Below are 16,701 nucleotides of genomic sequence, written 5' to 3'. Positions count from 1 at the left end.
CCTCTCTAGACTTTGTATCATTTAAGCATTTGTGAAAGCATCATGCAATTTAGATAGTTCCTTTTCTAAACTTGCCATAAGTGTCTGACCCTTTTCTCTATCAACAAGTCCAATTTGTACTGCAAAATCTACTTCCTTTTGAAGACCAAACATTTGCGTATCTAAAACTTCCTCGTATAAAGGACATTGAGGCATTGTTAAGTTGTCCATTTGTACCTTTATTAACTGAAGGATTTTTTCAGAATCGTTATATAATTGGTCATATGCCTTTTGACAAATTTCTGAATCGTTATGCATGACATACTCCCCCTTAATTTTTTATGTTTCTATACTTATAAAATTTTAGACTAGAAATGTGAAAATTGCAAGCGAAAACAGAAGGTTATTAATTACAAGTATGTTAAAATTAAATTGTGAATTTGATAGGAGTGAAAAAATTGATACAAATTAAAGGGAATTCAAAATTTACTATTACACTAGACGCAACAACTTGGATATTTGATGATCGTAAAGTAAAAATTGAAGATTTAGAACAAGGAATCTTTAATGGAGAAAGACCAATTGAATTTGAGAACAATGTAGCATGGAACCGTGCTATTTTAGAAGGTGCTACAATGCCACCTACTTTAAATAGCGAAACAACTTACAAAAAACGTTCATTTCTACAAGAAAGCTTCGTAATTAATGCAATGCCTTTCATAAAGAATTCTGAACCGAATGATAATGCGACTAAAGTTGTTTTAAAAAATGATACTGATTCAATAGAAATACCGATTGAAAACTGGCCATACTTATTCTTCCACTTTTCTAAAGAAGGAAAAATGATTTATAAAGATGGTAAGATTGATGCTTTCACTTATGATCAAGAAAATGGATATCAAAATAAATTCAGCTATGTAGCTGAAATTGAGGTTGTTTAACCATGATTATGAAAGCTAAATGTATAATCTGTGATTCTATCGTTAATTTAGATTCTAAATCTAAAGAAGCAAAACGACTAAGAAATCACCCTATTCGTACATTTATGTGTGATGACTGTAAAAGTAAATTAGATAAACCAAAATCTTAGAAATAAAAAAAGGCAGCTCACAATGAGCTACCTTTTTTTATTGTTGTTTTTGGCTACGTCTTTCTTTATGAAGTCTGTAGCGATAAAGACCTAAAACAATTGCTGCTATTATTAAACTTTCTCCTACAGGTAAAAATACTGCAAGAAATGTTAATAATAAACAACCTAAAAACAGTAATATATAGATAATAATGTTTTGCCAAAACTTAAGTTTTCTTGCAAACCCTAAATTATAAACTATCGCACTTAATACGAATATTGTTAATAATAAAAGCCACATACCAAGCTCTGGGTTCTCATCTACTCTAAATAACTTACCAAAAAATGAAAGCCTGTCTGTTGGATTAACACTTACATTTTTAGCAACTAAGAGCATCTATATCACTCCTCTTCTTGTTCAGCCATTTTTTGTCTCTTCTGAGCTCTTTCTCTTTCTGATTTATCTAAGATTTTTTTTCTTAAACGAATAGATTCTGGTGTTACTTCTACTAATTCATCATCATTCAAGTATTCTAATGCTTCTTCAAGTGTTAAAATTCTTGGTTTTTTCATAGTAGTTGTTTGTTCTTTTGTAGCTGAACGAATATTGTTAGCTGCTTTAACTTTTGTAATGTTTACAGTTAGGTCATTTTCACGAGTGTTTTCCCCAACGATCATTCCTTCATATACTTCTGTTCCAGGTTCCATGAAGTTTACGCCTCTATCTTCTAAGTTCATGATAGCATAAGTACTTGCTACACCTTTATCGATAGAAACAAGAACACCATTTCTTCTTCCGCCAATACGTCCTTTAATTCTTGGACGATATGAATCGAATGTATGGTTAATAATTCCATAACCACGAGTCATTGACATGAATTCAGTTGAGTAACCAATTAATCCACGAGCTGGTACCATAAAGATTAATTTAGTTTGACCATTTTCGTTAGATTGCATATCTAACATTTCACCTTTACGAGAACCTAATGATTCAATAATTGCACCAGTATATTCATCTGGTACGTCAATTTGAACACGTTCGTATGGCTCTGATTTAACACCATCAACGTCTTTAACAATAACTTGAGGTTTAGAAACTTGCAATTCAAAACCTTCACGTCTCATATTTTCAATTAAAATAGATAAATGTAATTCCCCACGTCCAGCAACTACCCATGAATCAGGTGATTCAGTTGGTGTTACACGTAAAGATACGTCTGTTTCTAATTGAGTTTCTAATCTTTCTTCGATTTTACGAGCAGTAACAAAAGTACCCTCTTTACCAGCAAATGGTGAATTATTTACTGAGAAAGTCATTTCTAATGTTGGTTCATCAATACGTAGAACAGGTAATGCTTCAACATTATCATGAGGTGTAACTGTTTCACCAACGTTGATATCTTCCATACCACTTACTGCGATTAAGTCGCCAGCGTATGCTTCATCAATTTCAACACGGTTTAAACCAAAGAAACCAAATATTTTAGATACTCTGAAGTTTTTAACAGTACCATCAATTTTAACTAGTGAAACTTGTTGTCCAACTTTTATTGTACCTCTAAATACACGTCCAACTCCGATACGTCCAACATAGTCATTATAATCTAATAATGCAACTTGGAATTGTAACGGTTCATCTCTATTATCAATAGGTGCAGGAACGTAATCTAAAATTGTTTCATATAGACATTGCATGTTTTCATCTTGTTTGTCAGCATCTAAACTTGCTGTACCACTTAATGCAGAAGCATATACAACTGGGAATTCAAGTTGTTCGTCATTAGCATCTAATTCGATAAATAAATCTAATACTTCATCTACAACTTGTTCTGCTCTAGCAGAAGGTTTGTCTATTTTGTTCACTACTACTACTGGTTTTAAATTTTGTTCTAGTGCTTTTTTAAGTACAAAACGTGTTTGTGGCATTGTTCCTTCGTATGCATCTACAACTAAAACGACACCATCAACCATTTTCATAATACGCTCAACTTCTCCTCCGAAGTCAGCATGTCCAGGTGTATCTAATATGTTAATACGGTGTTCTTTATAATCTATCGCCGTATTCTTTGCTAAAATTGTAATTCCTCGTTCTTTTTCTATATCATTTGAATCCATCGCACGTTCTGCTATATGTTCATTTTCACGAAAAATACCTGATTGTTTTAATAATTCATCAACTAGTGTTGTTTTTCCGTGGTCAACGTGGGCAATAATTGCAATGTTACGTACATTCTCTCTTAAATTAGTCATGCAAAAAATTTTCCTCTCCGATTTAAAATTAATCGACTTTTTATTCGACTTATATTTATAACTTGATAATTATAACATAAAACGCTAGAAAAATAACTATTATTGAACATATTTACTCAAATTCCCATTTTTTTAATTAAGTAGTTTTATAACAACCGGTTGATTTTTATAAACATGTGACGCATAATAAAGTAATGAAAACGGTTAAAGGATGGATATAAATGAAAAAATCTAAAGCAATCTTTGTACTACTTGCTTTAATTGTAACATTTTTCCTTTTAGTGTTTAGCTTTGCATTAGCTGAAGGTTCTATTTTGTTTATGCTATTAGCAGTTTTGCTAATCGTCGCAACAATGGGATTTGGTTTTACACTTAAAAAGAAATACCGTGAAAACGGCTGGCTATAATCATAAACGACATAATATGTGCTTGGGACATAAATCCTAACTCAAAATAAATAAGCATATCACTTAACTGAATTTTTCAGTTTTATAGTGATATGCTTATTTTTTTATATAATCTTACGATTTTGTACGTGCATACTTGCCTAGGGGTATAGTTCGAGCCTGTAGTCTCTCACGCATACTATTCCCTCGGGCGTCAGCACTTCATAAAATCGTTACCAATATCTATTTTTATAAAATCTTACGATTTTGTTCGAGCATGCTTGCCTAGGGGTATGGCTCGAGCCTGTAGTCTCTCACACATACTATTCCCTCAGGCGTCAGCACTTCACAAAATCGTTACCAATATCTATTTTTATAAAATCTTACGATTTTGTTCGTGCATGCTTGCCTAGGGGTATGGCTCGAGCCTGTAGTCTCTCTCACATACTATTCCCTCAGGCGTCAGCACTTCACAAAATCGTTGCTAATAGCTATTTTTATAGAAAAATGAGATAAGTTGTAGATTAATCCATTAGTTAATCGAAGAGTTCTGCCAAGTCTTAGATTAAGTCGTAAGTTAATCTAAGAGTTCGATCAAGTTGTAGATTAAGTCCTAAGTTAATCTAAGAGTTCGATCAAGTTGTAGATTAAGTCCTAAGTTAATCTAAGAGTTCGACCAAGTTGTAGATTAAGTCACTAGTTAATCTAAGAGTTCAACTAAGTTGTAGATTAAGTCCTAAGTTAATCTAAGAGTTCGACCAAGTTGTAGATTAAGTCCTAAGTTAATCTAAGAGTTCGACCAAGTCGTAGATTAAGTCCTAAGTTAATCTAAGAGTTCGACCAAGTCGTAGATTAAGTCCTAAGTTAATCGAAGAGTCCGACCAAGTTGTAGATTAATCCAATAGTTAATCGAAGAGTCCGACCAAGTTGTAGATTAAGTCGTAAGTTAATCTACGACATCCCCAAAATATTTTATACAAAAAATAAGTGCAGAAATTCAGGCTTACTAATGAATTTCTGCTCTTATTAAATTTCTAGGACGTTTATGTCCAAGCTTTATTTCAATTTGTGATTTAGATAAATTATTTTTTAAACTCTATGATTTACCTCTAAATCTATCATTATGAATTTGTTCTAATAGTGCTTTATGTGGTAAAAAGTATTCATTGAATAATTCGTGATGTATAGACTTATTACCTACTAATATAGAATTTGCTTCTAATATGTTTAACTTTTCTCCTAATTGATTCGTGACAACAGCGCCTACTTCTTCAGCGATTATTAATCCACCTGCAAAGTCCCATGGTTGTAATCTCATTGTCAAATATGCACTCGTAATACCTTTAGCTACATTCGCAAAATCTAATGCTGCTGATCCATATGCTCTAGTACTTCTAGCATCGTCTACTATAGGCACATAAATATCAGAAAGTTTTTCTTTTGTTAACCAAAGTGGATTTGTTGATATCAAACTCGTTTTCAATTCAGTATCTTCTAGTGGTTTTAGTTGTTCATCATTTAGCCATGCCCCTTTACCAGCTAAAGCATGATACATCTTATCATTCATTACATCATATACAAATCCTGCATATTTCTCTCCATCGATATATATACCAATAGATATTGCAAAATTCTCTTGTTGGTGAACAAAATTCAATGTCCCATCAATTGGATCAACTATCCATAATACGCCATCAGTATCTTTAATATCTTTGCCATGTCCCTCTTCACCTAAAATTCTATGATTTGGGTATGCAGACATAATATTATTAAATAATCTATCTTCTGTTTCTTTATCTATATTTGTTACTAAATCATTTGGATTGGATTTAGTTTCAATTTGAATTTCTTCATCTATTGATTCTCTAATAACTTTGCCTGCGTCATTAATAATTTGATATGCGAACTTGTATATTTCCATGACAAAACCTCCTATGTTATTTTTATATTAGCATTGTTCTTTATATATTCAAAAAAAATTATGATAAAATATACATATGTACCATAGATTTAAGGAGGACAACTATGACTAAGTATACTTTTAAACAAAAAGATTTTAAAGTCTTTAGTGTTGACGGTTTAGAAAATAGAATGCAAGCACTAGATGAACATGTAAGACCACAATTGAACGCTTTAGGTGAAAAATACACAAATTATTTAACAAACAATACTGGAGATACTTTTTATTATCATGTAGCAAAACACGCTCGTAGAACAGTAAACCCACCGAAAGATACATGGGTAGCATTCGCTACTAATCAACGCGGTTATAAAATGTTACCCCATTTTCAAATAGGATTATTTGAATCTCAATTATTTATTATGTTTGGCGTTATGCATGAAAATAAAAATAAAGGAAGCATGGCTGATTTCTTAAATAAAAATATACACCTATTAGAAGAACTTCCAAGTGACTATTCATTATGCTTTGATCATTATAATATTGATAAGTCGCCAATTGACTCATTATCAAAAGCTGACTTAAAACATCATATTAAAAGGCTGAAAGATATTAAAAAGGCTGAGTTTTTCATAGCTAGAACTTTAGATCCAAAATCAGAAGTGTTAAAAACAGATAAATCCTTTACTGAATATTTAGATGAAACATTTGATGAATTGATCAAATTCTATAGTTAGTCATTGCCTAATTCGAATATAATTAAACAAATTTTACTAGGCAACTTTTATTTCTGATATTTAAAAATATAAAACTCTCTCAATCCATAAATAAATCGGATTGAGAGAGTTTTATTGTGGGTATAAATGATATTTCATACTCTAGTTAAATTAATAAATATATGGATCGTCGTCTTTTTTCTTTTTATCAGTCTCATCTAAATTGTTTACTTGTTTTTCATTTGATTCAAAGTTATTTCGATTATTGTCGTTTGATTCAAAGTTATTTTGATTATTGTTTAAATCGTTTTGAAAGTTAACATCTTCGAATTGATTGTTTGTTTTGTTCTTTCTAACCAATAACATGATTCCCGCAACAATTAATAGTAAGAATGATATAAAGTTCATAATCAATATTGATACTAAACCTGCTACTATTGCTAATACCCCTGATAAAATTCTTTGCTTTTTAACAAATATAATAGCAACTATTGTTAATAAGATGCTGATTACAAGTATTACAAGTGCATAATTTGTAAATCCAGCAAATGAATTCAACACTTGATCTGCAGATAGAGAACTAGGTATATCCTGCGTTCCTTGTATCTCTTCATTAAAAGAAGTTTTAAATTCTGATTTAAATTCTGGTGTTTTTGAAACAAATTTAATTACAAATGCAAATACAATTCCAATTAATGAAAACACTGCACCAATAATTAATAATGTATATTCAATCGTTCTTTTCATTTAAATCCTCCTAATTTTTGTCAATTCTAATTATCTCAATCTATAGTTTATTTTTCAACCTTATTTATCTTTTTTCTCAACATCTTGCTCAGAATTATTTTTTTCTTCAAAATAATTTTTCTGTTGTTGCATTCTTTTTTCGTAATTATTTCTTCTTTCAAATGTTGCATTTGGCTTTTCTTTTTTAACTTTCTTTTCTTTCTTTTGTCTACCAGGTTGAACTTGATACTCATCTGAATGAGTCGTTTCATAATTATAAGGATCTTGGTTTCTTTGACCTAAATCTTCTTGATTATTCACTTCATTTTGGTCAAATTCAACTTGCTCATTATTAAATTCATTCATTTGTTCATTTTGTTTTTGATGTTTTTGATGTTTTTTACTTCGAGATAAAACTTCTTCATTATTTGTAGTTTCACTATGAACTTCGTGTTGTTGTGATTCTACATGCTCTTCTTCTTTTGTATTTGGTTGATTTGCAATAAATGCTTTTTCGTTGTTTTGCTCATTTTTTTGTTGATAATTTGATTCCATTGGTTGAGATTGTCTAGACTCTGATTGTCTAGGCTGATTATTTACCCTACCTTGATTATCTTGAAAAGATTGTTGTTGTTCCATACCTTGTATAGGCAATATTTTATCTTTTCTTACAAATAATAAAATACTCACTATAAAGAAAAAGAGTGGCACTAAAACAATAAATAATGGAATTGTAATTATTGCTAAAAGTAAAAATACAATAGCTGCAAATACTCTCCATCTCATCATCACTAATCCTATAAATGAAAAGATTAAAACAATTATCAAATAAATAATAAATAGCCATATTCCATTTTGAATATTTAGTGCAACGTCACTAGCAGACAATAACTGTCCATTAGCAGTGATATTAATATTTAAACGATTAATTAACGATTCCAGTCTATTTAAATTGTTAGGATTATTTAATACTACAAGTGCTGCAAATAAAGACAATGCTGTAACACCTAATAAAATTATCCAAGAAAGCCAGCCTAAAAATTTTTCTACGCCTCTGCTAACTGGCTGCCTCACATGTTCTACATATGAATTCATCATATTTACCTCCTAATAATGAATTGGTTTCAATTATACCAAAAAAAGGGCTTCGTTTCTCACAAAGACCCTTTTAAATATTAATTTAATGACATCTTAAATTTTAAAAATGCTTCATTATAATTTGAAATGTTTTCTTTACCTAAATCTTCATATACTTCAAGTTTACTTCTAACTGTTGAATCTGGATAAAATCGTTCATCTTCTCTAACATTTTTATCTAATAGATTATATGAAGCTTTATTTGGTGTAGCATATCCTACCCACTCTGCATTTTGTTTACCATTTTCTTCTTCTAATAAGAAATTAATAAATTTATGTGCACCTTCAACATTTTGTGCTGTTTTTGGTATTACGAGATTATCAAACCATAAATTTGAACCTTCTTTTGGTACTACGAAGTCTAATTGATCATTTTCTGACATTATATCTGCAGCCATACCACTCCAAACCACAGCAACGTCAGATTCATTCTGAACCATCATTGTATTAATTTCATCACCAACAACCCCTCTTACATTTGGTGATAATTTAATTAATTTGTCTTGAGCTTTTTTAAGTTTTTGTTCATTTGTTTCATTTAAGCTTTCATGCATACTATTTAGAGAAAATCCAATTCCTTCACGAGATCCATCAACAATTAATACATCATCTTTCAGTCGCTTATCCCAAAGACTATTCCATGAATTGAAATTCATTCCTTTTGTTTTTTCAGGATTATACAATATACCAACTGTTCCCCAAAAGTATGGAATTGAATATTGATTTCCTCGATCAAAAGGCATATTCATAAATTCTTTATCTAAATTTTTCATATTTGGTAATTTCTTTTGATCAATTGGAATTAATAACTTTTCTTTTTTCATTTTTTCTACTGTATATTCACTTGGAACTGCAATGTCATATGACGTACCGCCGTTTTTAATTTTGGCCATCATTGCTTCATTTGAGTCAAACGTTTCATATACGACCTTTATACCAGTTTCTTTTTCAAACTTTTTAGTAAGTTCAGGGTCTATATATTCACCCCAATTGTAAACATATATAACATCTTTTTTACCTTTAGAAGGTGGCGGATCAATTAATTTAGTTGATAACATTAATAAAGCTCCAACGATTAATGAAATACCTACTAATTGCATTAATTGTTTCATCTTAATATGCCCCCTCTTTTTTCAATTCTTCTTTGTTGACCTCTTTTTATGAAATAGTAACCTAAAATAAGTATCATCACTAATCCAAATAGTAAAGTAGAAATTGCATTGATTTCCATCGTAATTCCTTTTCTAGCCATAGAATAAACTTCTACTGATAAGACACTAAATCCACTACCAGTAACAAAGAAACTTACTGTAAAGTCATCTAAAGAATATGTGAGCGCCATAAAGAAACCACCAATTGCACCAGGCAATATATGAGGTATTATTACTTTAATTAATGTTTGCCACGAAGTTGCACCTAAATCTCTCGCTGCATCTATCATAGACGTATTCATATCATATAGTTTTGGTAACACTAATAACACTACTATTGGCACACAAAAAGCAATATGTGAAATTAAAACTGACCAAAATCCTAATCCCATTCCTGTAAAATGACCTATAAATGTAAATAATAATAAGAATGAAGAACCGATTACAACATCAGAACTAACCATAAGTATATTATTTAATGTTAATAAACCGACTTTTAATTTTTTATTTCTTAAATAGTAAATTCCAATAGCTCCACATATACCAATTAATGTTGATATACTTGCAGCTAACAAAGCAATTGCTATTGTATTTACTATAATGACAATTAACCGTTTATTTTGAAAAACAGATAAATAATGATCAAACGTAAAACCTTTAAAACTAGTCATATTACCAGCAGCATTAAATGAATAATAAATTAAAAAGAAAATCGGTAAGTATAAAAATACGAGTATAATTGATAAATATATTTTTCCAGTTATTTTCATACTATACCTCCTTATTTTCTGATTTAGATTTAGTTACAATCAATATAAATGCCATTGCTAATATTAGAAATACTGCAATCGTTGAACCCATTCCATAGTTTTGAGTAACTAAAAACTGTTCTTGAATTGCTGTACCTAAGTTCACGACTTTATTACCTGCAATTAATCTCGTAATCATAAACAAAGATAAGGCAGGTATAAATGTAATTTGAATACCTGTTTTGACACCTTCTAAAGTTAAAGGAACGACTACTCTTCTGAAAGTTGTGAAATGACTTGCACCTAAGTCTCTAGATGCTTGTAATAAATTTTCAGGTATTTCTTCCATAGAATTAAAAATTGGTAAAAGCATAAATGGAATATATATATAAACTGACACGATAATAAAAGCCGTACTCGTAAATAATAATTCAGTTGTAGGTACATTAAAGACATTTAATATTTTATTTAATAGTCCATCATGACTTAAAATACCGATAAAGGCATATGTTTTTAACAATAGATTAATCCAAGTAGGTAATATAATAAGTAAAAGTAATATCTCTTTAGCTTTGGCATTTCGTAATACAAGTGCTAGAGGATAACTAATTATTAAGCAAAAAAACGTAATAATAAATGCGTACCAAGCTGAACTTAAAGTCATTTCTAAATATGCACTTGTAAAAAAGTTTTTATAATTTTCAAAAGAAAAATGTCCATTAATATCAAGTAGTGATGAATAAAAAATCATAGCTATTGGTACAATAATGAATAAAGCGATCCAAATCATGTAAGGTACAAGTAATAATGATTTAATCTTATGCATTATCATCATCCTCATAACTTTCAATTCGACGATCAAATTCTTCTTCCGTTTCCCCTGGTAACATTATATGAATTGCTTCAGAATCAAAATCCAATCCTACAGTTTCACCAATAGTCGCTTTCTTAGTCGTTTGTATGATCCATTCATTTCCTTGCGCATCATAACAGCATATTTCATAATGGACACCTCTAAATAATTGAGAGTCTACAACTGCCGAAATTCTGCCTTCACTTTCTGATTTTATCGAAATGTCTTCAGGACGTATTACTACATCAACTTTTGCATCATTATTAAATCCAGCATCAACACATTCATAAGAAATGCCATACATCTCAACTTCATAGTCACGTTTCATTACACCACTCACAATATTTGATTCACCTATAAAATCAGCAACAAATTTATTTACAGGCTCATCATATATATCAACCGGCGTACCACTTTGTTGAATTTTTCCGTCTTTCATTACAAATATATAATCGCTCATTGCTAAAGCTTCTTCTTGATCGTGTGTAACAAATATAAATGTAATACCTAATCTTTGTTGTAATTCTCGTAATTCATATTGCATTTCAGTTCTCAGTTTTAAATCTAATGCTGAGAGTGGTTCATCTAAGAGAATAATTTCTGGTTCATTAGCTAATGCTCTCGCTATAGCTACTCTTTGTTTTTGACCACCACTCATTTCCGTAATTTTACGCTGTTCATATCCTTCAAGCTTTACTAATTTCAACGCTTCTTTTACTTTGATTTGTATGTCTTTTTTATTTAATTTCTTTATTTTTAATCCAAATGCTACATTATCGTATACGTTCAAATGCGGAAACAAAGCATAATCTTGAAATACTGTATTCACTTTTCTATTATTTGCTGGTACTTTGTTAATAATTTTGTTATTAAATAATATATTTCCATTTGATGCTGTTTCAAAGCCAGCTATTAATTTCAAAATAGTCGTTTTACCACATCCTGAGGGACCAAGTAATGTGTAAAATTTTCCTTCTTCAATTTCAAAACTGACATCATTTAATACTTGAGTGTTATTAAAGTTTTTTGAAATACTTTCGAACTTTATGATTGGTTGTTTCATAAATTGCCTCCTATAAATACGATTCTGTAGCAACGATTAATACTTCTGCATCTTTCGATGATTCATTTAAAAACTGATGTTCTTCATGAGCTTTAAAATAAAAACATTCTCCGGTTTTTGCAGTGTAATTTTGCTTTCCAATTTTTAATGTTATATATCCTTTTTTTACATATGCAAATGTCTCTGAAGATGATGGACTAAATGTTTTATATTTTGAACCACTTTTTAAAGTTATAATGACTGGTTCCATTTCAAATTCATTTGAATCTGGTACTAACCATTTAATTTTGTACCCTAGATCATACTCATCATAAACAGTTTGTTCTTGTTTAGGATAATGGATGCGGGCTTGATATAATTTTTCGTTAAAAAATTCGCTCGGCTCAATACCTAATACATCTAATATATTTAAAAATGTTTCCATAGAAGGAGAAGATAAATTCCTTTCCAACTGTGAAATATATCCTTTTGATAAGTCTGTACGTTCTCCTAATTCTTCTTGAGTTAAATTTTTCTGATATCTTAAATTTTTAAGTTTTTCTCCAATATTCATAAATCCCCCAAAAAAGTGTGTTGTTTACTTTTACTAAACATTAAGTTTAGTACCTTTAATAAAATAACAGAAATTATTTTATTATTCAACACTTTTTTGGGGGATTCTAATATTTTTATTTAACTGAAATCGTAGATTGTCCATTATTTTCTTTTAATGCTTTTACTGCTTTATATCCATCATAACCACTTACTTCTTTAAATTCTTTATAAAAATTATTTTCATCTGATTTACCAGGCACAATTTTTTTAAAGTTTTTATATGCTTGGTTAAATTGTTCTTTATTTGTACTGCTTTCATACGCATCTTCAATATGATTGTAGAACTCAATCACTTGAATCATTTCTTCTTGTGTCCAATCAACGTCTATTGGATAACTATATTCCATTTACTTTTCTCCTTTACAAAAAAAGAATCACTGAATGAACAGTGATTCTTTAGTATTGTCAATGATTACATTGTATGGATAGGTGTTCCTAGAGCAACTTCAGCAGCTTCCATAGAAATTTCACCTAATGTTGGGTGAGCATGAATAGTTAATGATACGTCTTCAGCAGTCATTCCTGACTCAATTGCTAAACCTAATTCAGCAATTATATCTGAAGCACCAGTACCAGCTACTTGTGCACCAACTAATAATCCATTTTCTTTTAATGTTACAAGTTTAACGAAACCAGCAGTTTCATTTAAAGCTAAAGCACGACCATTTGCAGCAAATGGGAATTTAGCAGCTTTCACTTCTAAACCTTCTTCTTTAGCGCTAGCTTCTGTATGACCAACTGTTGCTAATTCTGGTTCTGTGAAACAAACTGCAGGGATTGCTAAGTAATCAACAGCAGATTTTTCACCAGAGATAGCTTCAGCAGCTACTTTAGCTTCATAACTTGCTTTATGTGCAAGTGGAGGTCCAGCAACGATATCACCAATTGCATAGATATTTTCAATTGAAGAACGGCTTTGTTCATCAACTTCAACTAATCCACGCTCTGATAATTTCAATCCTAATTCTTCTAGACCTAATTCATCAGTATTTGGACGACGTCCTACAGTAACTAATACATAGTCAGCTTCGATTTCTTTTGTTTCTCCGCCAGCTTCATAAGTAACTTTTACGCCATTATCAGTTTCTTCAGCAGATTTAGCCATTGCTTCAGTTACGATTTCAACGCCTTTTGCTTTAAGACCTTTTTTAACGATTTGAGTCATTTGTTTCTCAAATCCACCTAAGATATCTTTTGCACCTTCAAGGATTGTTACTTCAGAACCAAAGTTAGCATAAGCAGTACCTAGTTCAGAACCAATATATCCGCCACCAACTACTACTAATTTTTTTGGTACTTCTTGAAGTGCTAATGCACCAGTTGAATCAATTACACGTTTACCAAATTTGAAATTAGGAATTTCAATTGGACGTGAACCTGTAGCAATAATTGCATGTTTAAATGTATAAGTTTGAGATGCTTTGTCAGTCATAACTTTTAAGTTATTTTCATCTACAAAATATGCTTCACCTTTAGCTACTTCAATTTTGTTTCCTTTCATTAATCCAGCAACGCCGCCTGTTAATTTTTTAACTACGCCATTTTTGAATTCTTGAACTTTTTCAAAATTTAATGCAACTTTCTCAGCAACAACACCCATATCTTCTGAATGTTGTGCATTGTGGAAACGGTGTGATGCTGATAATAAAGCTTTAGATGGAATACAACCAACGTTTAAACAAACGCCACCTAATTCGCCTTTTTCGACGATTGTTACTTTTTGTCCTAATTGTGCTGCACGAATTGCTGCAACATAACCACCAGGACCTGCTCCAATTACTATAGTATCTGTTTCAATAGGAAAATCTCCAACTACCATTTTTACCCCTCCATTAATAATAATTCTGGATTATTTAATAATCTCTTAATATGATTCATTGCATTTTGTCCAGTAGCACCATCAATTTGTCTATGGTCGAAACTTAATGATAATGATAATACAGGTGCTGCTATAATTTCTCCATCTTTAACGATAGGTTTTTGAGCAATACGACCAATTCCTAAAATTGCAACTTCAGGATGATTGATTACTGGAGTGAACCATTGTCCACCTGCTGAACCAATATTACTAATCGTACAAGTTGCGCCTTTCATTTCGTTAGCTTGTAATTTACCATCACGTGCTTTAACAGCTAATTCGTTGATTTCATCAGAAATCTCGAACATTGATTTATGATCAGCATTTTTAACTACTGGTACTAATAAACCACGATCAGTATCTGCAGCTATACCTACATTATAGTAATGTTTATGAACAATTTCACCATTTTCTTCATCAAATTCAGTATTTAATGCTGGATATTTCTTAAGTGCTGATACTAATGCTTTAACAACGTATGGTAAGAATGTTAATTTAGTACCTTGCTCAGCAGCAACTTCTTTGAATTTTTTACGGTGATCCCATAGTTCTTGAACATCAATTTCATCCATTAATGTTACGTGAGGCGCAGTGTGTTTAGAATTAACCATTGCTTTAGCAATTGCTTTACGCATAGCAGGGATTTTCTCACGAGTTTCAGGATATTCTCCTTCTGGAACTTGTGGAGTTTGTACAGCTTGTGTATCTTCGCTAGATGCTTGAGTTGCCTCTGCAGCTGGTTGTTCTGATTTAGAACCACCATTTAAGTATGCTTCAACATCATCTTTTAAAATACGACCGTTTTTACCTGAACCTGAAACAGCTTTAATGTTTACATCGTTATCACGAGCGAATTTACGAACTGAAGGCATAGCAATTACGCGTTTAGAATTATCAACGTCTTCTGATTGTGTTTCAGTAGTTGCTTCTTCTTTCGCTTCTTCTGCTGGAGCTTCTTCTTTTGTTTCTTCTTCATCTTCATCATGACCTTTAAATTGTAAACCTTCTGCGTCTGGTGCATCAATTTTGACAATTGTATCACCAACAACAGATACAGTACCTTCTTCAACCATAACTTCTTCTACTTTACCTGCAACAGGTGATGGAATTTCAACGACTGATTTATCATTTTGTACTTCACATAATACATCGTCTTCTTGAATTTCGTCTCCTGCTTTAACAAACCATTTTACAATTTCACCTTCGTGGATACCTTCACCGATATCTGGTAATTTAAATTCGAATGACACGATTTTTTCCTCCTAAATATTAAATCCGTATTTTACTGCGCATTAAAATTCTAATGTTTCTTTAGCTTGCGCTACGATATCTTTTTTGTTTGGTAACCAAACACTTTCAGCTTGTGTGAATGGATAAATAGTGTCAGCAGCAGCTACACGTGCAATAGGAGCTTCTAATGAAAGAACTGCTCTTTCAGATATTTCTGCTACAACACTTGCACCAACGCCAGCTTGTTTTTGAGCTTCTTGTACAACAATAACACGGTTTGTTTTTTCAACTGATTTAACAATTGTTTCAACATCTAAAGGTTGAACAGTGATTAAGTCAATTACTTCAACTGAGTATCCGTCTTTTTCTAAGTCTTCTGCTGCTTTTAATGATTCTTGAACCATAGCACCATAAGTGATGATAGTTAAGTCAGTACCTTCACGTTTAACTTTAGCTTTACCGATTTCTACTTCGTACTCTTCTTCAGGTACTTCTTCACGGAATGAACGGTATAACTTCATGTGTTCTAAATATACAACTGGATCATTACTGCGGATTGCAGAAATTAAAAGTCCTTTAGCATCATATGGGTTTGAAGGAATAACAACTTTCAAACCTGGAGATTGTGCCATTAAGCCTTCTAAGTTATCAGCATGTAATTCAGGTGTATGTACACCACCACCGAATGGAGCACGGATTGTTACTGGTGCTGTTTTTGAGTTACCTGAACGGAAACGATGACGAGCTATTTGACCTGCAATTGAGTCCATAACTTCAAATACGAAACCAAAGAATTGGATTTCCATGACAGGACGGTAACCTTCAAGCGTTAAACCTAAAGCTAGACCACCAATACCTGATTCAGCTAGAGGTGTATCAAATACACGATCTTCACCGAATTCTTTTTGTAAACCTTCTGTTGCACGGAATACACCGCCGTTTACACCAACGTCTTCACCGAATAATAAAACATCTTCGTCTCTTTTTAATTCGTTTTGAAGCGCATTGTTAATCGCTTGAATCATTGTCATTTGTGCCAT

19 protein-coding genes are annotated in these 16,701 nt (G+C 31.4%); 4 read left to right on the top strand and 15 right to left on the bottom strand.

The genetic code is table 11. The features are described 5' to 3' along the window. Positions 1-21: 21 nt before the first annotated feature. Positions 22-297 (bottom strand): Fpa/YlaN family protein, encoded by a 276-nt coding sequence (locus tag B2G86_RS03820; protein WP_016911324.1) that lies wholly within the window; start codon positions 295-297, stop codon positions 22-24. A 140-nt stretch (positions 298-437) separates the two neighbouring features. Here B2G86_RS03820 and B2G86_RS03815 point away from each other — a divergent pair, with 140 nt between their 5' ends. Both B2G86_RS03815 and B2G86_RS03810 read left to right on the top strand, forming a co-directional pair. After that, the gene (locus tag B2G86_RS03815; protein WP_078356811.1) at positions 438-920 is read left to right on the top strand and encodes a hypothetical protein; all 483 of its coding nucleotides are present in this window, start codon (positions 438-440) and stop codon (positions 918-920) included. Between the two features lie 5 nt (positions 921-925). Then, the gene (locus B2G86_RS03810; protein ID WP_078356889.1) at positions 926-1,069 is read left to right on the top strand and encodes a DUF2197 domain-containing protein; all 144 of its coding nucleotides are present in this window, start codon (positions 926-928) and stop codon (positions 1,067-1,069) included. A 37-nt stretch (positions 1,070-1,106) separates the two neighbouring features. On the opposite strand, the gene B2G86_RS03805 is transcribed toward B2G86_RS03810, so the two are convergent. After that, positions 1,107-1,445, bottom strand: a complete 339-nt coding sequence (locus B2G86_RS03805) for a YlaH-like family protein (protein ID WP_078356810.1) — start codon at positions 1,443-1,445, stop codon at positions 1,107-1,109. A 5-nt stretch (positions 1,446-1,450) separates the two neighbouring features. Continuing rightward, complete coding sequence (gene typA / locus B2G86_RS03800) at positions 1,451-3,298, bottom strand: translational GTPase TypA (RefSeq protein ID WP_078356809.1); 1,848 nt, start codon at positions 3,296-3,298, stop codon at positions 1,451-1,453. Between the two features lie 221 nt (positions 3,299-3,519). On the opposite strand from typA, the gene B2G86_RS03795 reads away from it, so the two are divergent. Continuing rightward, on the top strand, positions 3,520-3,705 hold the full coding sequence (locus B2G86_RS03795; protein WP_016911319.1) for a DUF5325 family protein: 186 nt from the start codon (positions 3,520-3,522) through the stop codon (positions 3,703-3,705). Positions 3,706-4,780: 1,075 nt separating this feature from the next. On the opposite strand, the gene B2G86_RS03785 is transcribed toward B2G86_RS03795, so the two are convergent. Then, positions 4,781-5,605 (bottom strand): inositol monophosphatase family protein, encoded by an 825-nt coding sequence (locus B2G86_RS03785; RefSeq protein ID WP_078356807.1) that lies wholly within the window; start codon positions 5,603-5,605, stop codon positions 4,781-4,783. A gap of 104 nt (positions 5,606-5,709) precedes the next feature. Here B2G86_RS03785 and B2G86_RS03780 point away from each other — a divergent pair, with 104 nt between their 5' ends. Continuing rightward, positions 5,710-6,321 carry a YktB family protein gene (locus B2G86_RS03780; protein WP_078356806.1) on the top strand — a complete coding sequence of 204 codons (612 nt, stop codon included), beginning with the start codon at positions 5,710-5,712 and terminating at the stop codon, positions 6,319-6,321. Positions 6,322-6,471: 150 nt separating this feature from the next. Here B2G86_RS03780 and B2G86_RS03775 read toward each other — a convergent pair whose 3' ends face one another. The 11 genes from B2G86_RS03775 to B2G86_RS03725 form a co-directional block, all read right to left on the bottom strand. Further along, positions 6,472-7,047 carry a DUF4064 domain-containing protein gene (locus B2G86_RS03775; RefSeq protein ID WP_078356805.1) on the bottom strand — a complete coding sequence of 192 codons (576 nt, stop codon included), beginning with the start codon at positions 7,045-7,047 and terminating at the stop codon, positions 6,472-6,474. A gap of 60 nt (positions 7,048-7,107) precedes the next feature. Further along, on the bottom strand, positions 7,108-8,121 hold the full coding sequence (locus B2G86_RS03770; protein ID WP_158079021.1) for a DUF4064 domain-containing protein: 1,014 nt from the start codon (positions 8,119-8,121) through the stop codon (positions 7,108-7,110). Positions 8,122-8,201: 80 nt separating this feature from the next. Continuing rightward, on the bottom strand, positions 8,202-9,275 hold the full coding sequence (locus B2G86_RS03765; RefSeq protein WP_078356803.1) for an ABC transporter substrate-binding protein: 1,074 nt from the start codon (positions 9,273-9,275) through the stop codon (positions 8,202-8,204). Then, positions 9,272-10,084, bottom strand: a complete 813-nt coding sequence (locus B2G86_RS03760; RefSeq protein WP_078356802.1) for an ABC transporter permease — start codon at positions 10,082-10,084, stop codon at positions 9,272-9,274. The genes B2G86_RS03765 and B2G86_RS03760 overlap by 4 nt, the downstream gene beginning before the upstream one ends. 1 nt (position 10,085) lies before the next feature. Further along, positions 10,086-10,889, bottom strand: coding sequence for an ABC transporter permease (locus tag B2G86_RS03755; RefSeq protein ID WP_078356801.1), 804 nt, complete (start codon positions 10,887-10,889; stop codon positions 10,086-10,088). After that, on the bottom strand, positions 10,882-11,979 hold the full coding sequence (locus tag B2G86_RS03750; RefSeq protein ID WP_078356800.1) for an ABC transporter ATP-binding protein: 1,098 nt from the start codon (positions 11,977-11,979) through the stop codon (positions 10,882-10,884). The genes B2G86_RS03755 and B2G86_RS03750 overlap by 8 nt, the downstream gene beginning before the upstream one ends. A gap of 10 nt (positions 11,980-11,989) precedes the next feature. Further along, the gene (locus B2G86_RS03745) at positions 11,990-12,532 is read right to left on the bottom strand and encodes a helix-turn-helix domain-containing protein (protein ID WP_078356799.1); all 543 of its coding nucleotides are present in this window, start codon (positions 12,530-12,532) and stop codon (positions 11,990-11,992) included. A gap of 115 nt (positions 12,533-12,647) precedes the next feature. Then, positions 12,648-12,920 (bottom strand): UPF0223 family protein, encoded by a 273-nt coding sequence (locus B2G86_RS03740; protein WP_078356798.1) that lies wholly within the window; start codon positions 12,918-12,920, stop codon positions 12,648-12,650. Between the two features lie 65 nt (positions 12,921-12,985). Next, positions 12,986-14,392, bottom strand: a complete 1,407-nt coding sequence (gene lpdA, locus B2G86_RS03735) for a dihydrolipoyl dehydrogenase (protein ID WP_078356797.1) — start codon at positions 14,390-14,392, stop codon at positions 12,986-12,988. Positions 14,393-14,394: 2 nt separating this feature from the next. Beyond that, the gene (locus tag B2G86_RS03730) at positions 14,395-15,681 is read right to left on the bottom strand and encodes a dihydrolipoamide acetyltransferase family protein (RefSeq protein ID WP_078356796.1); all 1,287 of its coding nucleotides are present in this window, start codon (positions 15,679-15,681) and stop codon (positions 14,395-14,397) included. 42 nt (positions 15,682-15,723) lie between these two features. After that, complete coding sequence (locus tag B2G86_RS03725) at positions 15,724-16,701, bottom strand: alpha-ketoacid dehydrogenase subunit beta (RefSeq protein WP_078356795.1); 978 nt, start codon at positions 16,699-16,701, stop codon at positions 15,724-15,726.

It is taken from the genome of Mammaliicoccus fleurettii (assembly GCF_002018435.1).
GTDB lineage: Bacteria > Bacillota > Bacilli > Staphylococcales > Staphylococcaceae > Mammaliicoccus > Mammaliicoccus fleurettii.
Note: the sequence above shows the minus strand (reverse complement) of the source record. Positions and strands in the feature narration are given on the sequence as shown.

What these genes read in the sequence shown, in the direction of transcription:
- B2G86_RS03780 (WP_078356806.1), top strand. Translation starts at nt 5,710, where the DNA reads ATGACTAAGTATACTTTTAAACAAAAAGATTTTAAAGTCTTTAGTGTT.
- B2G86_RS03740 (WP_078356798.1), bottom strand. Translation starts at nt 12,920, where the DNA reads ATGGAATATAGTTATCCAATAGACGTTGATTGGACACAAGAAGAAATG.
- B2G86_RS03725 (WP_078356795.1), bottom strand. Translation starts at nt 16,701, where the DNA reads ATGGCACAAATGACAATGATTCAAGCGATTAACAATGCGCTTCAAAAC.
- B2G86_RS03820 (WP_016911324.1), bottom strand. Translation starts at nt 297, where the DNA reads ATGCATAACGATTCAGAAATTTGTCAAAAGGCATATGACCAATTATAT.
- B2G86_RS03775 (WP_078356805.1), bottom strand. Translation starts at nt 7,047, where the DNA reads ATGAAAAGAACGATTGAATATACATTATTAATTATTGGTGCAGTGTTT.
- B2G86_RS03760 (WP_078356802.1), bottom strand. Translation starts at nt 10,084, where the DNA reads ATGAAAATAACTGGAAAAATATATTTATCAATTATACTCGTATTTTTA.
- typA (WP_078356809.1), bottom strand. Translation starts at nt 3,298, where the DNA reads ATGACTAATTTAAGAGAGAATGTACGTAACATTGCAATTATTGCCCAC.
- B2G86_RS03785 (WP_078356807.1), bottom strand. Translation starts at nt 5,605, where the DNA reads ATGGAAATATACAAGTTCGCATATCAAATTATTAATGACGCAGGCAAA.
- B2G86_RS03745 (WP_078356799.1), bottom strand. Translation starts at nt 12,532, where the DNA reads ATGAATATTGGAGAAAAACTTAAAAATTTAAGATATCAGAAAAATTTA.
- B2G86_RS03795 (WP_016911319.1), top strand. Translation starts at nt 3,520, where the DNA reads ATGAAAAAATCTAAAGCAATCTTTGTACTACTTGCTTTAATTGTAACA.
- B2G86_RS03765 (WP_078356803.1), bottom strand. Translation starts at nt 9,275, where the DNA reads ATGAAACAATTAATGCAATTAGTAGGTATTTCATTAATCGTTGGAGCT.
- B2G86_RS03750 (WP_078356800.1), bottom strand. Translation starts at nt 11,979, where the DNA reads ATGAAACAACCAATCATAAAGTTCGAAAGTATTTCAAAAAACTTTAAT.
- B2G86_RS03770 (WP_158079021.1), bottom strand. Translation starts at nt 8,121, where the DNA reads ATGAATTCATATGTAGAACATGTGAGGCAGCCAGTTAGCAGAGGCGTA.
- lpdA (WP_078356797.1), bottom strand. Translation starts at nt 14,392, where the DNA reads ATGGTAGTTGGAGATTTTCCTATTGAAACAGATACTATAGTAATTGGA.
- B2G86_RS03805 (WP_078356810.1), bottom strand. Translation starts at nt 1,445, where the DNA reads ATGCTCTTAGTTGCTAAAAATGTAAGTGTTAATCCAACAGACAGGCTT.
- B2G86_RS03755 (WP_078356801.1), bottom strand. Translation starts at nt 10,889, where the DNA reads ATGCATAAGATTAAATCATTATTACTTGTACCTTACATGATTTGGATC.